Origin of the sequence: Promicromonospora sp. CA-289599 (assembly GCF_050936155.1) — a bacterium.
Lineage (GTDB): Bacteria > Actinomycetota > Actinomycetes > Actinomycetales > Cellulomonadaceae > Promicromonospora.
This window is the reverse complement of record NZ_JBNJNI010000001.1, coordinates 1,081,107-1,096,826: the sequence shown is the minus strand read 5'-3', so window position 1 is coordinate 1,096,826 and position 15,720 is coordinate 1,081,107. Positions and strand designations below refer to the sequence as shown.

Below are 15,720 nucleotides of genomic sequence, written 5' to 3'. Positions count from 1 at the left end.
GCGAGTACGGCGCGCCGTAGGCGAAGCCGCGTCCGGATGTCTGTCTGTCGGTGGCTGGGCATAGCGTGTGGCTCGTGACCACGCTCCAGAGACGGGTGCTCCTCGTCGCGATCCTCGGTTCGTTCGTGTCGTTCCTCGACGGCACGGTCGTGAGCGTCGCGCTGCCCGCCATCGCGGGAGAGCTCGGCGGTGAGGGCGTGGAGGCCCTGGCCCTGCAGCAGTGGGTCGTCGACGCGTACCTGGTGACGCTCGGCGCGCTGATGCTCGTCGCCGGCTCGGTGTCCGACGTCTACGGACGGCGCCAGGTGCTGGCGGCCGGGCTCGTGGGCTTCGCTGTCGCCTCGGTGCTGTGCGCGATAGCCCCCACCGGTCCCGTCCTCGTCATCGCCCGCGCGCTGCAGGGGGTGGCGGGCGCCCTGCTGGTCCCGAGCTCGCTGGCCCTGATCGTCGCGACGTTCGGCGGCGAGGCGCAGTCGCGTGCGATCGGCCGGTGGACGTCGTGGACGACCGCGGCGATGATCGTCGGCCCGTTCGTCGGCGGCATGCTCGTCGATCTCGCCTCCTGGCGCTGGGTGTTCTGGATCAACGTTCCGGTCATCGCCGTGACGCTCTGGCTGCTGCGCGGGGTGCCCGCCGCGGAGGGCGAGCCCGGCCGGCGGGTCGACGTCCCGGGAGCCGCGCTGGCCGCGTTCGGCCTCGCGGGCGTGGTGTTCGGGCTCATCGAGGGGGAGCGGCTCGGGTGGACCTCGCCGGTGATCCTGGTGTCCGTCCTCGCGGGTGCGGTGATGCTGGTGTCGTTCGTGCTCTACCAGCGGCGGGCCGCCGACCCGATGCTGCCGCTGCGCCTGTTCGAGGCGCGCAACTTCGCGTGGGGGAACCTCGCGACCTTCGCGATCTACGGTGCGCTCTCGCTGGGCGGCTTCGTGCTCACGCTGTTCCTGCAGCAGGTCGCCGGGTACTCCGCGACGTGGTCCGGGGTGGCCCAGCTGCCGACCACGCTCGCGATGATCCTGCTGTCGGCCTGGTTCGGCACGCTCGCCGGCCGGTACGGGCCGCGGCTGTTCATGACGCTGGGCCCGATCGTCGCGGCGGCCGGGTTCCTCCTGATGCTCTCGATGGACGAGACCGCGTTCTACCCGACCCAGGTGCTGCCCGGTCAGCTCGTGTTCGGCCTCGGCCTCTCGATCACGGTGGCGCCCCTGACGGCGGCCATCCTCGGCGCCGTCCCGGCCCACGACGCCGGCATCGGCTCCGCGGTGAACAACGCGGTCTCGCGGGTCGCCGGGCTGCTCACCGTGGCGTTCGCGGGCATCATCACCGGCGGCGTGCTCGACGTCGCCTCGTTCCACCGCGCGCTCCTCGTGGCCGCGGCCCTGCTCGTGGTCGGCGGGCTGCTGTCCCTGGCGGGGATCCGGAACGCACGTGGGGTAGATCCGAACCAGACACTGGTCAAACCGACTTAGGTGTGCCTAACCTCAGCGCATGGCATTCAAGGGGCGCAAAGCGGTCGATCCGCATGTCGTGATGGCTGAGGTCGTCAACACCAAGCGGGTCACGCCGAACATGATGCGCGTGACGCTCGGTGGTGACGATCTCGCCCACCTCACGCCGGCGGGCTACGACCAGTGGTTCCGCCTCTTCCTGCCCCGCGCCGGACAGGACATGCTGCGCCTGCCCAAGCGGACCTCGGGGCTCTGGTACGCGGAATACCTCACCACCCCGAAGGCCCAGCGCCCCTGGGTGCGCAACTACACCGTCCGCGCCGCGCGGCCCGACCTGAACGAGATAGACGTCGACTTCGTGCTGCACGCAGCAGGGGACGAGACCCCGGGCGACCCCGAGCACGCCTCGGGTCCGGGGGCCGGCTTCGCCCAGGCCGCCGACCGGGGGATGCGCGTCGGCATCCTCGATCAGGGCATCACCTTCGACGCGAACCACCCGCACGGCTGGATGCTCCTGGTGGCCGACGAGTCCGGGCTGCCCGCCGTAGCCGGCATCTGCGAGTCGCTTCCGGACGACGCCCGCGGCACCGCCCTCATCGAGGTGCCGACAGCCGGGGACAAGCAGGAGTTCCGGGCGCCGTCCGGCGTCGAGGTCCGGTGGGTGGTGCGGTCCGACGCGCACGCCGTCCCGGGACAGGCCGCGCTCGCGGAGCTGCACGAGCTCGAGCCGGCCGGGCCGGTCGCCGACGTGTACGCGTTCACCGTCGGCGAGTCGTCGCTGGCGACCGGCGCGCGGCGGCACCTGGTCAACGAGCGCGGCGTACCCAAGGCACAGGTGGACTTCGTGGGCTACTGGCGGCACGGCCGCTCTTCCCCGGGCTGAGCCGAGGGTGGTCGGCAGAATGTCAGGTAGTCGGCATTTCGAGGTACCGACCACCTGACGTTCTGCCGACCACTCGAGTCCTGAGGAGGGCCGGCCGGGGGCGGGGGAAAAGGGTTGGTGCGGGCGGGCGGGTGTGTCAGGGTCCCGGCGTGACTTCCTTCATCTCGCACGTGACCGTGGACTGCGCCGACGCCTACTCGCTCTCCCAGTGGTGGAAACCGGTGCTCGGCTACGAGGACGTACCCGGTGACCCGAACCTGCCCGGCCACGACGAGTGCATGATCGTGGACCCGGCCGGCAAGGGTGTGTCAGTCCTGTTCATCGAGGTGCCGGAGGGCAGGTCGGCCAAGAACCGGCTCCACCTCGACCTGCGCCCCCGGGTAGACCTCCGGGACACCGAGATCGAACGACTCGTCGCGCACGGCGCAACGGTGCTCGGCGACCACCGCGGTCAGTACGGCCCCGGCAGCGGCTGGGTGACCCTTGCCGACCCCGAGGGCAACGAGTTCTGCGTCCTGCGTTCGGAGGCCGAGGCCGCCGCACAGCCGGCGCCGACCGGAGCGGCCGACGCATGAGCCCCGGCGTCCGGCGTCAGACCCGGACGACCACCTTGCCGCGCGTGTGGCCCGTCTCGCTGGCCCGGTGCGCGTCCGCGGCGTCGGCCAGGTCGAAGACCTGCGCGATCTCCACGGTCAGCTCGCCGGCGTCGAAGAGCGCGGTGAGGGCGTCGAGACCCGCCGTGGACGGGCGCACCCAGAGGTAGTGCCCGCCGTGCTCGGTACGGGCGGTGGGGTCGGCGATCGACGCGATCGTGCCGCCGTCGGCCAGGAGCTCGGCGCTCGCGGCCACCGCCCCGCCGCCGACGAAGTCGAGGGCGACGTCGATGCCGTCGGGCGCGATGGCGCGGACCCGGTCGACGAGGCCGTCGCCGTAGGTGACGGCCTCGGCGCCGAGCGTGCGCAGGAACTCGTGGTTGCCCTCGCTCGCGGTGCCGATGACGCGCGCGCCGAGCGCCTTGGCGATCTGCACGGCGAACGCGCCGACGCCGCCGGCCGCGGCGTGCACCAGCACCGTCTGCCCCTCGGCGACCCCCGCACGCTGGATCGCCTGATAGGCGGTGAGGCCCGCGAGCGGCACCGCTGCCGCCTCCTCGAAGCTCAGCTCCGCTGGCTTGCGGGCCAGCGTGCGCACGGGCGCCGCGACGAGCTCGGCGAACGTGCCGCCCTGCACGGTGTCCTTGCGTACGTAGCCGTACACCTCGTCGCCCACCTGGAACTCAGCGGTGTCCAGGCCCACCTGCTCGACGACGCCCGCGACGTCCCAGCCCGGGACCGCCGGGAACACCGTGTCGATCAGACCTTCCAGGTAGCCCTGGCGGATCTTCCAGTCGACCGGGTTCACCGACGCCGCCTTCACCCGGACGAGCAGGGTGTCGGGGCCGATGTGCGGGTCGGGCTGGTCGGTGAGCTCGAGGACGTCGGCACTGCCGAACTTCGAATACGTGATGGCTCGCATGCCAGCGACAACCCGCCCGGCGGACGCGGCTATTCCGCGACCGCCGGGCGGGCCGGGGCACAGGGCCCGCGTGCACAGGGCCCGGTTCGTTCAGTGCCCGTCACTCAGTGCAGCGGCAGCCGCGTCACCCAGTACTCGGTGTCGTCCTCGGGGGTCGTGGTGAACCGGGCGTTCGGCAGGTACAGCGCACCCGCGAAGCGGGCGATCGTGGTGGGCGTGTCGAAGTCGTCGCTGGTGCGGGTCTGCACCACCCGCCCCTTCGATGCCGCCTGGTCGAGTCGCACCGTCGCCACCTGGTTGCTGGTGTTCTGCGCGACGTAGAGCGTGCGACCGGTCCGGAGCATCCCGTCACCGTTGGTGAGCCGCGCGTCACCGAGGTCCACCCGGTCCGCATGCCCGTTGTCCCGGTCGACCCGGAACAGGTCGCCTGTCGTCGAGTTCACGACGAGCAGGTTCTTGCCGTCGGGCGCGGTGGTGATGCCGTTGGCGTTGAACCCGTCGACCTGCTCCCAGTCGCCGTGCAGCGCCAGCTCGTCGTGCGTGTCCGTGAGCCGGCCGCGCGGTCCGAGGTGCAGCCGGTGCACGACGGCGCGCTGCGAGTCGGTGAAGTACGCGTAGTCGCGGGTCACGACGACGTCGTTCACGAAGCCGCCGCCGAAGTCGTACGTCGCGAGGACCTCGCCCGAGCGCCCGTCGACGACGCGCGCGCCGCCGCCCGGGCCGCCCGCGACGAACAGGCGACCGCGCGCGTCCACGGTGAGCCCCACCGACGGCGAGCCGGGTCCCTGGCTGATCACCTCGCCCTCACCGGTCAGGAGATCGGCGCGGTAGATGTCGCCGTCGGCGAGCGAGCCGAACCACGCGGCCGGGCCCGCCGTCGTGATCCCCTCGGGCCGGAAGCCGTCGGGCAGCTCTATGCGGTCCGGGAGCTCGATCTGGGGAAAGGGGTCGCGCAGGCCGTGGGCGGGCTGCGGCGCGAGCTGGCGTGCGGTGGAGTCGCTGGGGGCGGCTCCGGGTGCGGCGACCGCTGTCGCCGGGACGGCCGCGAGCGTGATCGCGGCAAGGATGGCCGTAGGGGCGGCCAGACGCTTGGGGTAGCTGAACATCCGTGTCCTCCGTCCGTCGCGCAACACGGTACGTCGGTGGCCCGCAGAAGAATAGGAATTGTCAGTAAAAGTGTGCCAAGCGGCGCCGCGTCACGCCTGCCCTGGCGGCTCCGCCACCACCTCGTCCGGCGACTTGTCCGGCCGCCAGCCGCGCCACACGGAGTGCCGCATCCGCCGCTCGCCCGATGCGCCGTCGCTGCCCTCCACCCAGTCGGCGTACGTCACCTCGCCCACCAGCCGGGGTGTCACCCAGCGCGCGTCCGACGCGTCCTCCTTCGGCACTCCGGCCGCGCTCGGCGTCTTGCGCTCCATCGCCCGCAGCCGGGCGGTGATCTCCCGCCGCTCGCGCTCGGTGAAGCCCGTCCCGACGCGGCCGACGTAGCGCAGGCCGTCGCCGTCCGCGCCCTGCTCGGGCACCGCCATGAGCAGCGAGCCCAGCACCGAGGCGTTCGCCCGGCCCGGGCGCCAGCCCACGATGACCACCTCCTGCATCGCGCTGTGCTTGAGCTTGAGCCATTCCCGCGAGCGGCGTTCCGCATAGGTGGAGGTGCGGCGCTTGGCGACCACGCCCTCCAGGCGCAGGGTTCGGGAGGTGCGCATGGCGGCGTCGAGGTCGCCGTCGAACACGGGTGGGAGGTGGATGGGGGCGTGGGGGGTGACGAGGGACTCGAGCAGCTCGCGCCGTGCGGTCCAGGGCTCGCGGGTGACGTCGTCGCCGTCAGCCTGAAGGACGTCGAAGAGCATGAGGTCGACCTGGACGCGGGCCCTGGCGCGCGCCACGTCGTGCTCCTTGCGGAGGTTGGCGCGCTGCTGGAGGCGGCGGAAGTCGGGGCGGCCGTCCCGGTCGAGGGCGACGATCTCGCCGTCGAGCACGACGGGGAGCCGGGACGGGTCGACCTGGCCCGCGAGCGCCACCAGCTCAGGGAAGGTGACCGTGAGGTCCTGGCCGGAGCGGCTCATGAGGCGCACGGTCTCGGGGTCCTGGACGTGGGCGAGGGTGCGGAACCCGTCCCACTTCATCTCGAACATCCAGTCGTCGGGTTCGGTGAGCTCGCCGGGCGCGGCGTTGGTGGCGAGCATGGGCCGCCGCACCCTCCCGTCCTTGCCCGGTTGAGTGCTGGCTCTTCGCCCCGTTCGACCCGTGGGGGAGGGCGAAGATCCAGCACCCAGCGGTGCGGGGGAGCCTGGCTGGGACTTCGTCAGGTGGATGAGCCAGTTGTTCTCGGCGTCGCCGTCGCGGCCGCCGGTGCGGATCAGGGCCAGCCGCCGGGCGCCGCGCTCGGCGGAGCGGAGGGTGACGATCACCTCGTCGTCGCGCCATTTCTCGAGCTCGTAGGTGCCGGAGTCCCAGATGGTGACTTCTCCGGCCCCGTACTCGCCGGCCGGGATCGTGCCCTCGAAGGAGCCGTACTCCAGCGGATGGTCCTCGGTCTGCACGGCGAGGTGGTTCTTGGCCGGGTCGGTGGGTTCGCCGCGGGGGAGTGCCCAGCTGACCAGCACGCCGTCGTGCTCGAGGCGGAAGTCCCAGTGCAGACGGCGGGCGTGGTGCTCCTGGATGACGAAGGTGGGCGCATCGGTGGTCGAGCTTGTCCGTCCGGTGGTCGAGCTTGTCGAGACCTGTCCGTCCGGCCCGAACGGCTCAGGAGTCTTCGCCGGGTCCCGCTTGGCCCGGTAGGTCCCCAGCTTCTCGAAGGTGGCCAGCCGCTCCGTCGTCGGCTCCAGCGCTGAGAGGTGACCTTCGAGAAGGGGCGCGAGGAGGTCGCCGTCGGCCTCGATGCGCGCCACCACCTCCTCGGGCGTGAGCTGGGCCAGGTCGGGGTCCTCCAGCTCCTCCCAGGTGCGGGGCGCGGCCACCCACGGCTGCTCGCGTCCGCGCAGGGAGTAGGGCGCGATGGTGGTCTTGCTGCCGTTGTTCTGCGACCAGTCGACCAGCACCTTGCCCGACCGCAGCTTCCTGCTCATGTCGCTGACGACGAGGTCCGGGTGCTCGGCCTCGAGATAGCGCGCGAGCTCGTGCGCGACGGCGGAGACGGCGTCGGAGTCGAGGCGGGTGTCCTGCGCCTTGCCCAGGGCCGCGTACAGGTGGATCCCCTTGGAGCCGGACGTCACCGGGTAGGGCTCCAGGCCCATGCCCTGCAGGATCTCGCGGGCCCAGCGGGCCACCTCCGCGCACTCGGCGAGGCCCGCTCCGGGGCCGGGGTCGAGGTCGAGCACGAGGCGGTCGGGGTCCAGGCGGGCTCCCGTGCGGCCGAACTGCCACTGCGGGGTGTGCAGCTCGAGGGTCGCGGTCTGGCCAAGCCATGTGAGGGTCGCGAGGTCGTTGACCAGCACGTAGTCGTTGGCGGAGGTCTTGTGCTGGATCGACCGGCGCTTGACCCAGTCGGGGGTCGAGGCGTCGAGGTTCTTCTGGAAGAACATCTGCCCGCCGGTGCCGTCGGGCCACCGCTTGCGGGTCGCCGGCCGGTTGGCGGCGTGCGGCAGCAGCACCGGCGCGACCTGTGTCAGGTAGTGCAGCACCTCGCCCTTGGTGGTGCCCGACGCCGGGTACATCACCTTGTCGAGGTTGCTCAGCCGCAGGCGGTGCCCCTCGACCATGACCGTCTGTTGTGTGGACGCCATCACACCATCGTGCAGCCGGCCACGGACTCGCGCCCAGGGGTATGCGAGATCACGTACCGGAGGGTCGTGACGGTGACGGTTACTCCGCTAGGCTCCGGCGAGTGATTTCGGACAGCCTCGTGATCGACGTGTTGGCAGCGCCCATGGCGACTGCAGGGGACACCTCTTCGATCGCCCGACCGCAGCAGCTCACCGTCTACGGTGCCGAGTGGTGCCGCGACTGCCGTCGCAGCAAGGCGGTGCTCGACGTCCGCCGCGTGAAGTACGTCTACGTGGACCTCGCTGCCGACCCCGCCCGCGCGGACGAGGCCGAGGCCCTGACCGGGCGAAAGACCATCCCGGTGCTGGTGTTCCCCGACGGCGAGCAGCTCGTGGAGCCCACCAACGCGGAGCTGTGCGCGAAGCTGGACCGCGCGGGTCTCTGACCGTCGGCGACGGTCGGCGATCGTCGGCCCAGACCGAAACCTGGGCATGTGGTGCGCTTGGGGCGCACTATAGAAGGATGAGGGCGATCTGGAAGGGTGCCGTGACCTTCGGCCTCGTCAACGTTCCGGTCAAGCTGTACAGCGCGACCGAGGACCACGACGTCCCGCTGCATCAGGTACACGACGCCGACGGCGGACGTATCCGGTACAAGCGTGTGTGCGAGATCGACGGTGAGGTGGTGCCGTACGAGCACATCGACCGCGCTTACGACGACGGTGAGCGCACGGTGGTGCTCACCAAGAAGGACCTCGCAGATCTCCCGGCCGAACGGGACCGCGAGATCTCGGTGGTGGAGTTCGTGCCCAGCGAGCAGATCGATCCGATCATGCTCGACAGGACGTACTACCTCGAGCCCGACTCCAAGTCCACGAAGGCGTACGTGCTGCTGCGCCGCACGCTCGAGGAGACCGACCGCACCGCCGTCGTGAAGTTCGCGCTCCGTCAGCGCACCAGGCTCGCCGCGCTGCGCGTGCGCGAGGAGGTGCTCGTGCTGCAGACCCTTCTGTGGGCCGACGAGATCCGCGAGGCCGCGTTCCCGGCCCTCGACGAGCCGGCGAAGGTCTCCGAGAAGGAGCTCACGATGTCGGCGCAGCTCGTCAGCAGCTTCGAGGCGGACTTCACGCCCGAGGACTACGAGGACGAGTACCAGGTGCAGCTGCGCAAGCTCGTCGAGGCCAAGCTCGAGTCGGGCGAGTCCGTCGACACGGCGGCGACGTTCGGCGAGGCAGCCGAGGAGGACGGCGAGGGCGCGGACGTGGTCGACCTCATGGAGGCGCTCAAGCGCAGCGTCGCGGAGTCGAAGTCGAAGTCCGGTTCGCGACCGGCCTCGGCGTCGAAGACTGCCTCGAAGCCGAAATCCGGGTCGAAGCCCCAGAAGGCCGGCTGACCGGGTCAGCCATGCAGCCGTGCCGCCAGGCCCCGTTCGCCGGCCCGCATCACGTGGGCGTGGGCCCAGGACAGCGGCCCTGGGGCGATCCGCGACGTGGCGCGGAACCAGGCGGGGACCGGGGACACCAGCCAGAGAAGCTCAACCTCGGTCGACCCCTCGCTGGTCGGACCTCCGCTGGTCGACCCTCCGCTGGTCGAGCCCGTCGAGACCCCGGAACCACCCCCACCGTCTCCTACGGCCCGCACGGTCACCTCGGCACTCCCCGCCAGGTCACCGGACACGTCGAGCAGCGCGCGACCCGGCTCGCCGTCCGACGGCGCCGTCGTCTGCCTCAGATCGAGCCGGAACTGTAGCGAATACCCGAGCGGGCTCCGAACCCGCAGGTCAGCCCAGGTCCCGGCCGCAGCCAGCCCGTCCGGCCCGACGACGGGGCGGGTCGCCGCGGCGGTGAGACCCGGCCACCAGTCGGGCCAGGTGAACCGCGGGTCGGCCAGCACCGACCACACGCGCGCCACAGGTGCGGTCGGCCGCCAGACGGATCGGAGCGTGAACACCGGGCCATCGTGCCGTCCGCCCCGGCAGACCAGTCACCGACCCGCCGAACCGCAAGTTGCCCGTCGATGCCGCCACCACACGCCGCCGAACCGCAAGCTGATCGTCAGGCTGGATGCCGAGCCGCAAGTTCCGAGTCGATGTGGGTGCCCAGCGACTCGTCCGCATCGGTTCGGCGCCGGGGAACAACATCAAGTTTCGGTTCGGCGTCGTCGGCTGCCTACCGCTGGCTGCCCGACGCCGTCCGCCATCGACCCACCGGACCATCGACCCACCGGACCATCGACCCACCGGACCATCGACCCACCGGACCATCAGCCAGCCGTGTGCCAGGCAAGCCGCCGGCGGGCGCGCCCCATGACCGCGCCCCATGACAAGGTAGAGCCGATGAGTCGTACCAAACCGCCCCTCTGGCTGCGCTGGACCCTGACCGGCGTAGCCGCAGCCCTCGTTGCCCTCACGTTCGGGATCACCACCGCGCAGGCAGACCTGAGCCTCGGCCCGCACGAGGCCACGTACTCGGTCACCGCGGACGACGGACTGGTCGCCGACCTCGGCCCGCTCGGCACCGTCGTCACCGACTCCCCGCTGCCGTTCACGCTCGGGGTGCGGATCACCGTGCACGAGATCCCCGCCGATCTCTCGGCGGTGGACACCGCCAGCTTCGACGCGCTCGTGGGCGACCTCGACGGGTACCTCCAGTTCTTCGACAGCCCGCAGCAGACGGTGCGGACCGTCGCGTGGGCGCTGATCTGGGACGCGGTCCGTGGCACGGGCGTGGCGGCAGTCGTGCTGGTCGCGGCCGGGTTCGGCCTGCGGGCCCTGCTCGGGCCCGCTCGACGCCAAGAGCTCGGCCGGACGCTCGCCCCGCGCACCGGGAAGATCACCGGCGGGGTGCTCGTCGCCGCGCTCGTGGCCGTGACCGTCACGGCGAGCGCAGGGCCGGAGGACAGGGCCGCGCTGCCCGCCTCGCCGGTGTTCGCCGGGACGGCGCTGGAGGGTGCGCGTATCACGGGCCGGCTGGCGAGCGTCATCGACACGTACAGCGGTCAGCTGGTCGAGACGTATCAGGCGAACGAGGTGTTCTACGCGGGGGCGCGTGAGCGGTTGAACGAGACGTGGGACGCGCGGGTCGCGCAGCAGGAGGAGGCGGAGGAAACCGGTCCGGTACCGACGGGTTCCGCTTCGGCCAGCCCGCAGGGCCCTGACTACGTGACGTTCCTGCTGGTCTCGGACCTGCACTGCAACACAGGCATGACGCCGCTCATCCGTGATCTGGCCGACCGGCTGGGGCCGGACGTCATGCTGAATGCCGGGGACACGACCATCAACGGTACGAGCGTGGAGTCGGTGTGCGTGGACTCGTTCGCGTCCGCCGTGCCCGACGGGGTCCCGTTCGTGGTCGCTGACGGCAACCACGACTCCCGCCTGACGACCGCGACGGAGCTCGCGAACCGCCAGATCGTGCTGGACGGCGACGTGGTCGAGGTAGAGGGTGTGCGCATCCTCGGCGACCGGGACCCGCTGGAGACGCGGATCGGTGGCGGGACGGTGATGGCCCGGGAGGAGACGCCGGAGGAGGCCGGCGACCGGCTGCGCGACGTGGCGTGCGAGGCGGCAGGGGAGCCGGGGCTCGGCGGGTTCACCGCGGAGGATCGTGTCGACCTGCTGCTGGTCCACCAGCCCTCGGTGGGTGACGCGGCGCTGGAGTCGGGCTGCGTGCCGTTCCAGATCTCCGGGCACATGCACAAGCGGATCGGGCCGGACGTCGTGGGGTACGGCGTGCGGTACGTGAACGCGAGCACGGGCGGGGCGACGAAGGGCAACACGTCGGTGGGGCCGCTGCGGGACTCGTCGGAGATGACCGTGCTGCGGTTCGACCCCGAGCGTCGTCAGTTCGTGGACTGGCAGCTGGTCGAGGTCACCACGGAGGGGGAGGCGGTGGTGGGCGAGCGGCAGCCGATGCCGCCCACGGTCCCGCTGCCCGACGAGGTTCCTGGGGACGGCCTCGGTGGTGTGCTGTCCGGCATCGGGTCGTCCCCGTCGCCGTCCGCGCCGGACAACTAGGCTTGGCGTGTGGAGATCACAACCGACCCGGCCGAGCTGACGCCCGTCGCCCAGGACTACCTGAAGGCGGTGTGGTCTGCCCAGGAGTGGTCGGACGAGAAGGTGACCACCAAGCATCTCGCCGACCGGCTGGGTGTGGGCGCCTCCACGGTCTCGGAGACGGTGCGCCGCCTGTCCGGGCAGGGCCTGCTGGAGCACGAGCGGTACGGCGCGATCCGCCTGACCGACGACGGGCGCCGTCTCGCGCTGGTGATGGTGCGCCGGCACCGGCTCCTGGAGACCTTCCTCGTGGACCAGCTCGGTTACGGCTGGGACGAGGTGCACGACGAGGCGGAGGTGCTGGAGCACGCGGTCTCGGACGTCTTCGTCGAACGCATGGCCGCCCGGCTGGGCAACCCGTCGCGTGATCCGCACGGTGACCCGATCCCTGCCGCCGACGGCACGGTGGTGCGACCCTCCGCCGTGCCCCTGTCGTCGATGCACACCGGTGACGCCGGCATCGTGGTCCGCATCTCCGACGCCGACCCCGAGGCGTTGCGCTATCTCGCCGAGCTCGGTCTGGACCTGGACATGCGGGTGGAGGTCACGACGCGGCGTGAGTTCGCCGGCACGGTGGCGGTGTCCTGGCAGGTGGCCGACGACTCCGAGCGGGTGGCCGATCTCGGCCTGCTGGCGGCTTCCCGCGTGTGGGTCACGCAGGAGTAGTCTCCTCTCCGTTCCCCTCTTGCTCGTCGCCGGTGTCGCCGACGGTCCCCCGAATCGATACGACACTCCTGGAGACCCCATGGCGACCAGCCCCTCCCAGCCTGCGCCCGACGAGACGCCCGGCGTGAGCTCGATGCGCCGCGCGGCGCCCGCGCTCGTCGCGCTGGCCGTCGGCGGCTTCACCATCGGCACCACCGAGTTCGCCGCGATGGGCCTGCTGCCCGACGTCGGTGCCGACCTCGGCGCGACCGACCCGCAGGTGGGGCACACCATCACGGCGTACGCGCTCGGCGTCGTCGTCGGAGCGCCGCTGCTGACCGTCGCCGCGGCGCGGATGTCGCGCAAGCGCCTGCTGCTCGTGCTGATGGGCGCCTACACGCTCGCGAACGTGCTGTCCGCGGCCGCGCCGGACATCGGCTGGCTCGTCGTCGGCCGGTTCCTCGCGGGGCTGCCGCACGGCGCGTTCTTCGGCGTCGGTGCGGCGGTGGGCGCCGCGGTCGCGGGTCCGGCCCAGCGCGGACGTGCCGTCGCGACCATGATGACGGGCCTGACCATCGCGAACATCGTCGGCGTCCCGCTGTCCACCTGGGTCGGCCAGACGTTCGGGTGGCGCACGTCCTACCTGCTGATCGGTGCGCTCGGCATCGCGACCCTGCTCGGGCTGTGGCGGCTCGTGCCGGACGCCGCAGGCGGGCCGGGGCGTTCGGTGCGCACCGAGCTGGCGACGCTGCGGAACGTGCCCCTGTGGTTCGCGTTCGTGACGGGCGCCATCGGGTTCGGCGGCATGTTCGCTGTCTACACCTACGTGGCCCCCACGATGACCGGCGTGACCGGGCTGCCCGGTGGGGCGGTGCCCTGGGTGCTCGCGCTGTTCGGCGTCGGGATGACCGTGGGCATGCAGATCGGCGGCCGGCTGGCCGACCGCGGCGTGCTGCGCGCCGTCGTGATCGGCTTCGTGTCGACCGCCGCCTCTCTGGTGCTGTTCGCCCTGACCGGCGGGTGGGTGGTCCCCGCCCTGGTCTCGCTGTTCCTGCTCGGTGTGACGTCGCAGATCCTGGGCCTCGCCTTCCAGACCCGGCTCATGGACCTGTCTCCCGGCGCGCCGTCGCTCGGCGCGGCTCTGTGCCACGCCGGGCTCAACGTGGCCAACGGTGCAGGAGCGTTCCTGGGTGGCGTCGTGATCGACGCGGGCTGGGGCTACCTGGCCCCCGCCTGGGCCGGGGCGGTGGTCACCGTTCTCGGGCTCGCACTGATCCTGGCGTTCGGCCGGCAGCGGGTCGCCCACCAGCCGGCCGAGACAGTTCGGTGACCTCGATTTCAGCAATGTCCCAGACTTCGCCGGTAGCGTTGGGCGCGTGACCGATAACGGGGCGACCACGACGTCGTCGGACAGCTCGATCAGCGACCAGAACGACGTTGCGGCACAGGACCGCCCGCCGCTCGGCGCGCGGACCATGGGCCTGCTCCTGGTGGTGCTCGGAGGCATCGGGTTCATCGCCTCGTTCGCGCTCGCCTGGGAGAAGTACCTCGGGTTCGTCGAGCCGGAGCGGACGGCGTCCTGCAGCATCAACCTCTTCGTAACCTGCAGCGCCGCCATGGACTCCTGGCAGGGCGCGCTGCTCGGCTTCCCGAACCCGTACCTCGGCGTCGCGGCGTTCCCCGTCGTCATCACGACAGGCGTGATGCTGCTGCTCGGCACGCGCCTGCCGCGCTGGTACTGGCTGTCGCTGCTGGTCGGGACCGTGCTGGGCCAGGTGCTCGTCTTCTTCCTGATGTACACGAGCTTCTACGTGATCGTCGCGCTCTGCCCCTACTGCATGGTCGTGTGGACTATCATGTGGCCGCTGCTCTGGTACCAGATCGTGCGAGGCGTGCGGTCCGGTGACCTGCCCGTGAGCGCCGGTCTGCGGGACGCGGTCGTGGGCAACCACGTCATCATCCTGATCATCGGCTACATCGCGGCCGTGGCGTGGCTGATGCTCGCTGTGGGCGACGACCTGGTCGCTTCGTTCTGAGCTGACACGCAGGCCGCACCATCGCGGTGGCTGCGCAAGCGAGCCCCGGGAGATCCTGCCGGACGACAGGGCCCGGGGCTCGCGTCGTGTCAGCGCCTCAGGGACTCGCGCAGCGTCCTGCCCTCGCTGCCCGACGGCGGCGCGTAGCCCAGCAGCGCCGAGATCGTCGGCGCGATGTCGATGTGGCGCGGCCGCCAGGGGTGCGCGCCCGGCCGGACGCCGGCACCCGCCAGCACCAGCGGAACGTGCAGCTCCGTGGTGGCGCCGTGCCGACCGGCAGGCCCGGCGGGCGTGGCGCCGAACGACCAGCCCGGCTCCGGCTCGACGACGAGGTCGCCGTAGTTCGGGCTCATGTGCATCCGGCGCTGGTCGGCCTCGTCGAAGACGTTCCGCACCTGCGGCAGCGCCTCCAGCGACGCCTGCAGCTGCCGGACGGCGACCGGGTCACCCGCACGCTCGCCGATGATCCGCACGTCCGCGACGCCGCCGACGACTATCGCGACGTCGGTACCCGGGGCCGGCGACTGGCCGCTGGTCAGGATCTGCGGAGCGAAGCCCGCCGCCTCGATCGCGGCCAGCGCCTCGGCGCCGAAGCCCTGGTCGAACGTGGTCATGCCGTGGTCGCCGGTGATGACGAACGCGGTGCGGCCGTAGGTCCCGGCGTCCTTCGTGGCCTGCACGATGCGTCCGAGCTGCCGGTCGATCTCGGTGAGGGCGCCGGGGATGCGCGGATCCGCGGCGCCGCCCTCGTGCCCGATCGCGTCGAGGGTGTCGCAGTAGACGGTCATGAGCTCGGGTATGCCGTTGGTGGTCACCAGCTGCCCGCCCGAGCTGACGGGCTCGCCGCGGAGCACGGCGACGGCGTCGTCGGTGCGGCGGGCACAGTCGCCACCCGGCTGGGTGTAGAGGCCGTCCGGGTCGCCGTAGGTGACGCCGTAGTTCTGCAGGATGAACCACTGCGCGGAGAACACGGTGCCGCCCTGCTCGCGGATCGACTGGGCGATGGTCTGCACGGCGAGGTCACGCTGCTGGCCCCTGGCCGTGCCGGCGGCCGGGTCGAACCAGTAGGCGGTGTTGCGGTGGGTCTCCGGCCAGGCGCCGGTCGCCACCGACGACCACGACGGGTTGGTGATCGACGTCATCACGCCGGTCGAGGTGGTGACGCTGCCCCGGCGCAGGAGGCCCTGCAGGTTCGGCATCGGCGCTGCTCCGGAGCGGACCAGGTCGAGGTACTCGACGTCGAACCCGTCGAGGGCGAGGAAGACGACGTGGTCCGCCCTGCCGTGGCCCGCGGTCGAGGAGGTGGAGCCGGCGTCGTCCGCGGGCGACGGCGCGGCGATGGCGGTCGGGGCCGTCCACACGACGGTGGCGGCGATGCTGGCGGCGAGGATCTTTCGCAACGAGGGCATCATGCGGGCAATTCGAGCACTCGAGCAGGGAA

The 15,720-nt window shown here is 71.7% G+C and carries 14 protein-coding genes; 9 read left to right on the top strand and 5 right to left on the bottom strand.

Features of this window, described 5'->3' with window-relative positions; translation table 11 throughout:
• Positions 1–74: 74 nt before the first annotated feature.
• From ACQEVI_RS04855 to ACQEVI_RS04845, 3 genes are all read left to right on the top strand, one after another.
• Positions 75–1,463 (top strand): MFS transporter, encoded by a 1,389-nt coding sequence (locus ACQEVI_RS04855; protein ID WP_432895262.1) that lies wholly within the window; start codon positions 75–77, stop codon positions 1,461–1,463.
• A gap of 19 nt (positions 1,464–1,482) precedes the next feature.
• Entirely contained in the window at positions 1,483–2,325 is an 843-nt protein-coding gene (locus ACQEVI_RS04850; protein ID WP_432895260.1) for a siderophore-interacting protein, read from the top strand.
• Between the two features lie 149 nt (positions 2,326–2,474).
• Complete coding sequence (locus ACQEVI_RS04845; protein WP_432895259.1) at positions 2,475–2,900, top strand: VOC family protein; 426 nt, start codon at positions 2,475–2,477, stop codon at positions 2,898–2,900.
• A gap of 16 nt (positions 2,901–2,916) precedes the next feature.
• Here the strand turns inward: ACQEVI_RS04845 and ACQEVI_RS04840 are convergent, their stop codons facing one another.
• The 3 genes from ACQEVI_RS04840 to ACQEVI_RS04830 all read right to left on the bottom strand — a co-directional run bounded on the left by ACQEVI_RS04840 (position 2,917) and on the right by ACQEVI_RS04830 (position 7,565).
• The gene (locus tag ACQEVI_RS04840) at positions 2,917–3,840 is read right to left on the bottom strand and encodes an NADP-dependent oxidoreductase (RefSeq protein WP_432895257.1); all 924 of its coding nucleotides are present in this window, start codon (positions 3,838–3,840) and stop codon (positions 2,917–2,919) included.
• A gap of 104 nt (positions 3,841–3,944) precedes the next feature.
• Positions 3,945–4,946: an SMP-30/gluconolactonase/LRE family protein gene (locus ACQEVI_RS04835; protein WP_432895255.1), complete on the bottom strand. Its 1,002-nt coding sequence runs from the start codon at positions 4,944–4,946 to the stop codon at positions 3,945–3,947.
• Between the two features lie 90 nt (positions 4,947–5,036).
• Positions 5,037–7,565, bottom strand: coding sequence for an ATP-dependent DNA ligase (locus ACQEVI_RS04830; RefSeq protein WP_432895253.1), 2,529 nt, complete (start codon positions 7,563–7,565; stop codon positions 5,037–5,039).
• A gap of 101 nt (positions 7,566–7,666) precedes the next feature.
• Here ACQEVI_RS04830 and ACQEVI_RS04825 point away from each other — a divergent pair, with 101 nt between their 5' ends.
• Together ACQEVI_RS04825 and ACQEVI_RS04820 are read left to right on the top strand one after the other, a co-directional pair.
• Entirely contained in the window at positions 7,667–7,990 is a 324-nt protein-coding gene (locus ACQEVI_RS04825; protein WP_432895251.1) for a glutaredoxin family protein, read from the top strand.
• Between the two features lie 77 nt (positions 7,991–8,067).
• On the top strand, positions 8,068–8,937 hold the full coding sequence (locus ACQEVI_RS04820; RefSeq protein ID WP_432895249.1) for a Ku protein: 870 nt from the start codon (positions 8,068–8,070) through the stop codon (positions 8,935–8,937).
• Between the two features lie 5 nt (positions 8,938–8,942).
• Here ACQEVI_RS04820 and ACQEVI_RS04815 read toward each other — a convergent pair whose 3' ends face one another.
• Positions 8,943–9,494 carry a hypothetical protein gene (locus tag ACQEVI_RS04815; RefSeq protein ID WP_432895247.1) on the bottom strand — a complete coding sequence of 184 codons (552 nt, stop codon included), beginning with the start codon at positions 9,492–9,494 and terminating at the stop codon, positions 8,943–8,945.
• Positions 9,495–9,879: 385 nt separating this feature from the next.
• Here ACQEVI_RS04815 and ACQEVI_RS04810 point away from each other — a divergent pair, with 385 nt between their 5' ends.
• The 4 genes from ACQEVI_RS04810 (at position 9,880) to ACQEVI_RS04795 (ending at position 14,279) form a co-directional block, all read left to right on the top strand.
• The gene (locus ACQEVI_RS04810; RefSeq protein ID WP_432895245.1) at positions 9,880–11,559 is read left to right on the top strand and encodes a metallophosphoesterase family protein; all 1,680 of its coding nucleotides are present in this window, start codon (positions 9,880–9,882) and stop codon (positions 11,557–11,559) included.
• Between the two features lie 9 nt (positions 11,560–11,568).
• A complete protein-coding gene (locus ACQEVI_RS04805; protein WP_432895243.1) occupies positions 11,569–12,264 on the top strand; it encodes a metal-dependent transcriptional regulator in 696 nt (231 codons plus the stop codon).
• A 79-nt stretch (positions 12,265–12,343) separates the two neighbouring features.
• Positions 12,344–13,573, top strand: a complete 1,230-nt coding sequence (locus tag ACQEVI_RS04800; RefSeq protein WP_432895241.1) for an MFS transporter — start codon at positions 12,344–12,346, stop codon at positions 13,571–13,573.
• A 46-nt stretch (positions 13,574–13,619) separates the two neighbouring features.
• Entirely contained in the window at positions 13,620–14,279 is a 660-nt protein-coding gene (locus ACQEVI_RS04795; protein ID WP_432895240.1) for a vitamin K epoxide reductase family protein, read from the top strand.
• An 89-nt stretch (positions 14,280–14,368) separates the two neighbouring features.
• Here the strand turns inward: ACQEVI_RS04795 and ACQEVI_RS04790 are convergent, their stop codons facing one another.
• Complete coding sequence (locus ACQEVI_RS04790; RefSeq protein ID WP_432895238.1) at positions 14,369–15,679, bottom strand: alkaline phosphatase family protein; 1,311 nt, start codon at positions 15,677–15,679, stop codon at positions 14,369–14,371.
• Between the last annotated feature and the right edge of the window lie 41 nt (positions 15,680–15,720).

What these genes read in the sequence shown, in the direction of transcription:
- ACQEVI_RS04800 (WP_432895241.1), top strand. Translation starts at nt 12,344, where the DNA reads ATGGCGACCAGCCCCTCCCAGCCTGCGCCCGACGAGACGCCCGGCGTG.
- ACQEVI_RS04810 (WP_432895245.1), top strand. Translation starts at nt 9,880, where the DNA reads ATGAGTCGTACCAAACCGCCCCTCTGGCTGCGCTGGACCCTGACCGGC.
- ACQEVI_RS04840 (WP_432895257.1), bottom strand. Translation starts at nt 3,840, where the DNA reads ATGCGAGCCATCACGTATTCGAAGTTCGGCAGTGCCGACGTCCTCGAG.
- ACQEVI_RS04820 (WP_432895249.1), top strand. Translation starts at nt 8,068, where the DNA reads ATGAGGGCGATCTGGAAGGGTGCCGTGACCTTCGGCCTCGTCAACGTT.
- ACQEVI_RS04835 (WP_432895255.1), bottom strand. Translation starts at nt 4,946, where the DNA reads ATGTTCAGCTACCCCAAGCGTCTGGCCGCCCCTACGGCCATCCTTGCC.
- ACQEVI_RS04830 (WP_432895253.1), bottom strand. Translation starts at nt 7,565, where the DNA reads ATGGCGTCCACACAACAGACGGTCATGGTCGAGGGGCACCGCCTGCGG.
- ACQEVI_RS04850 (WP_432895260.1), top strand. Translation starts at nt 1,483, where the DNA reads ATGGCATTCAAGGGGCGCAAAGCGGTCGATCCGCATGTCGTGATGGCT.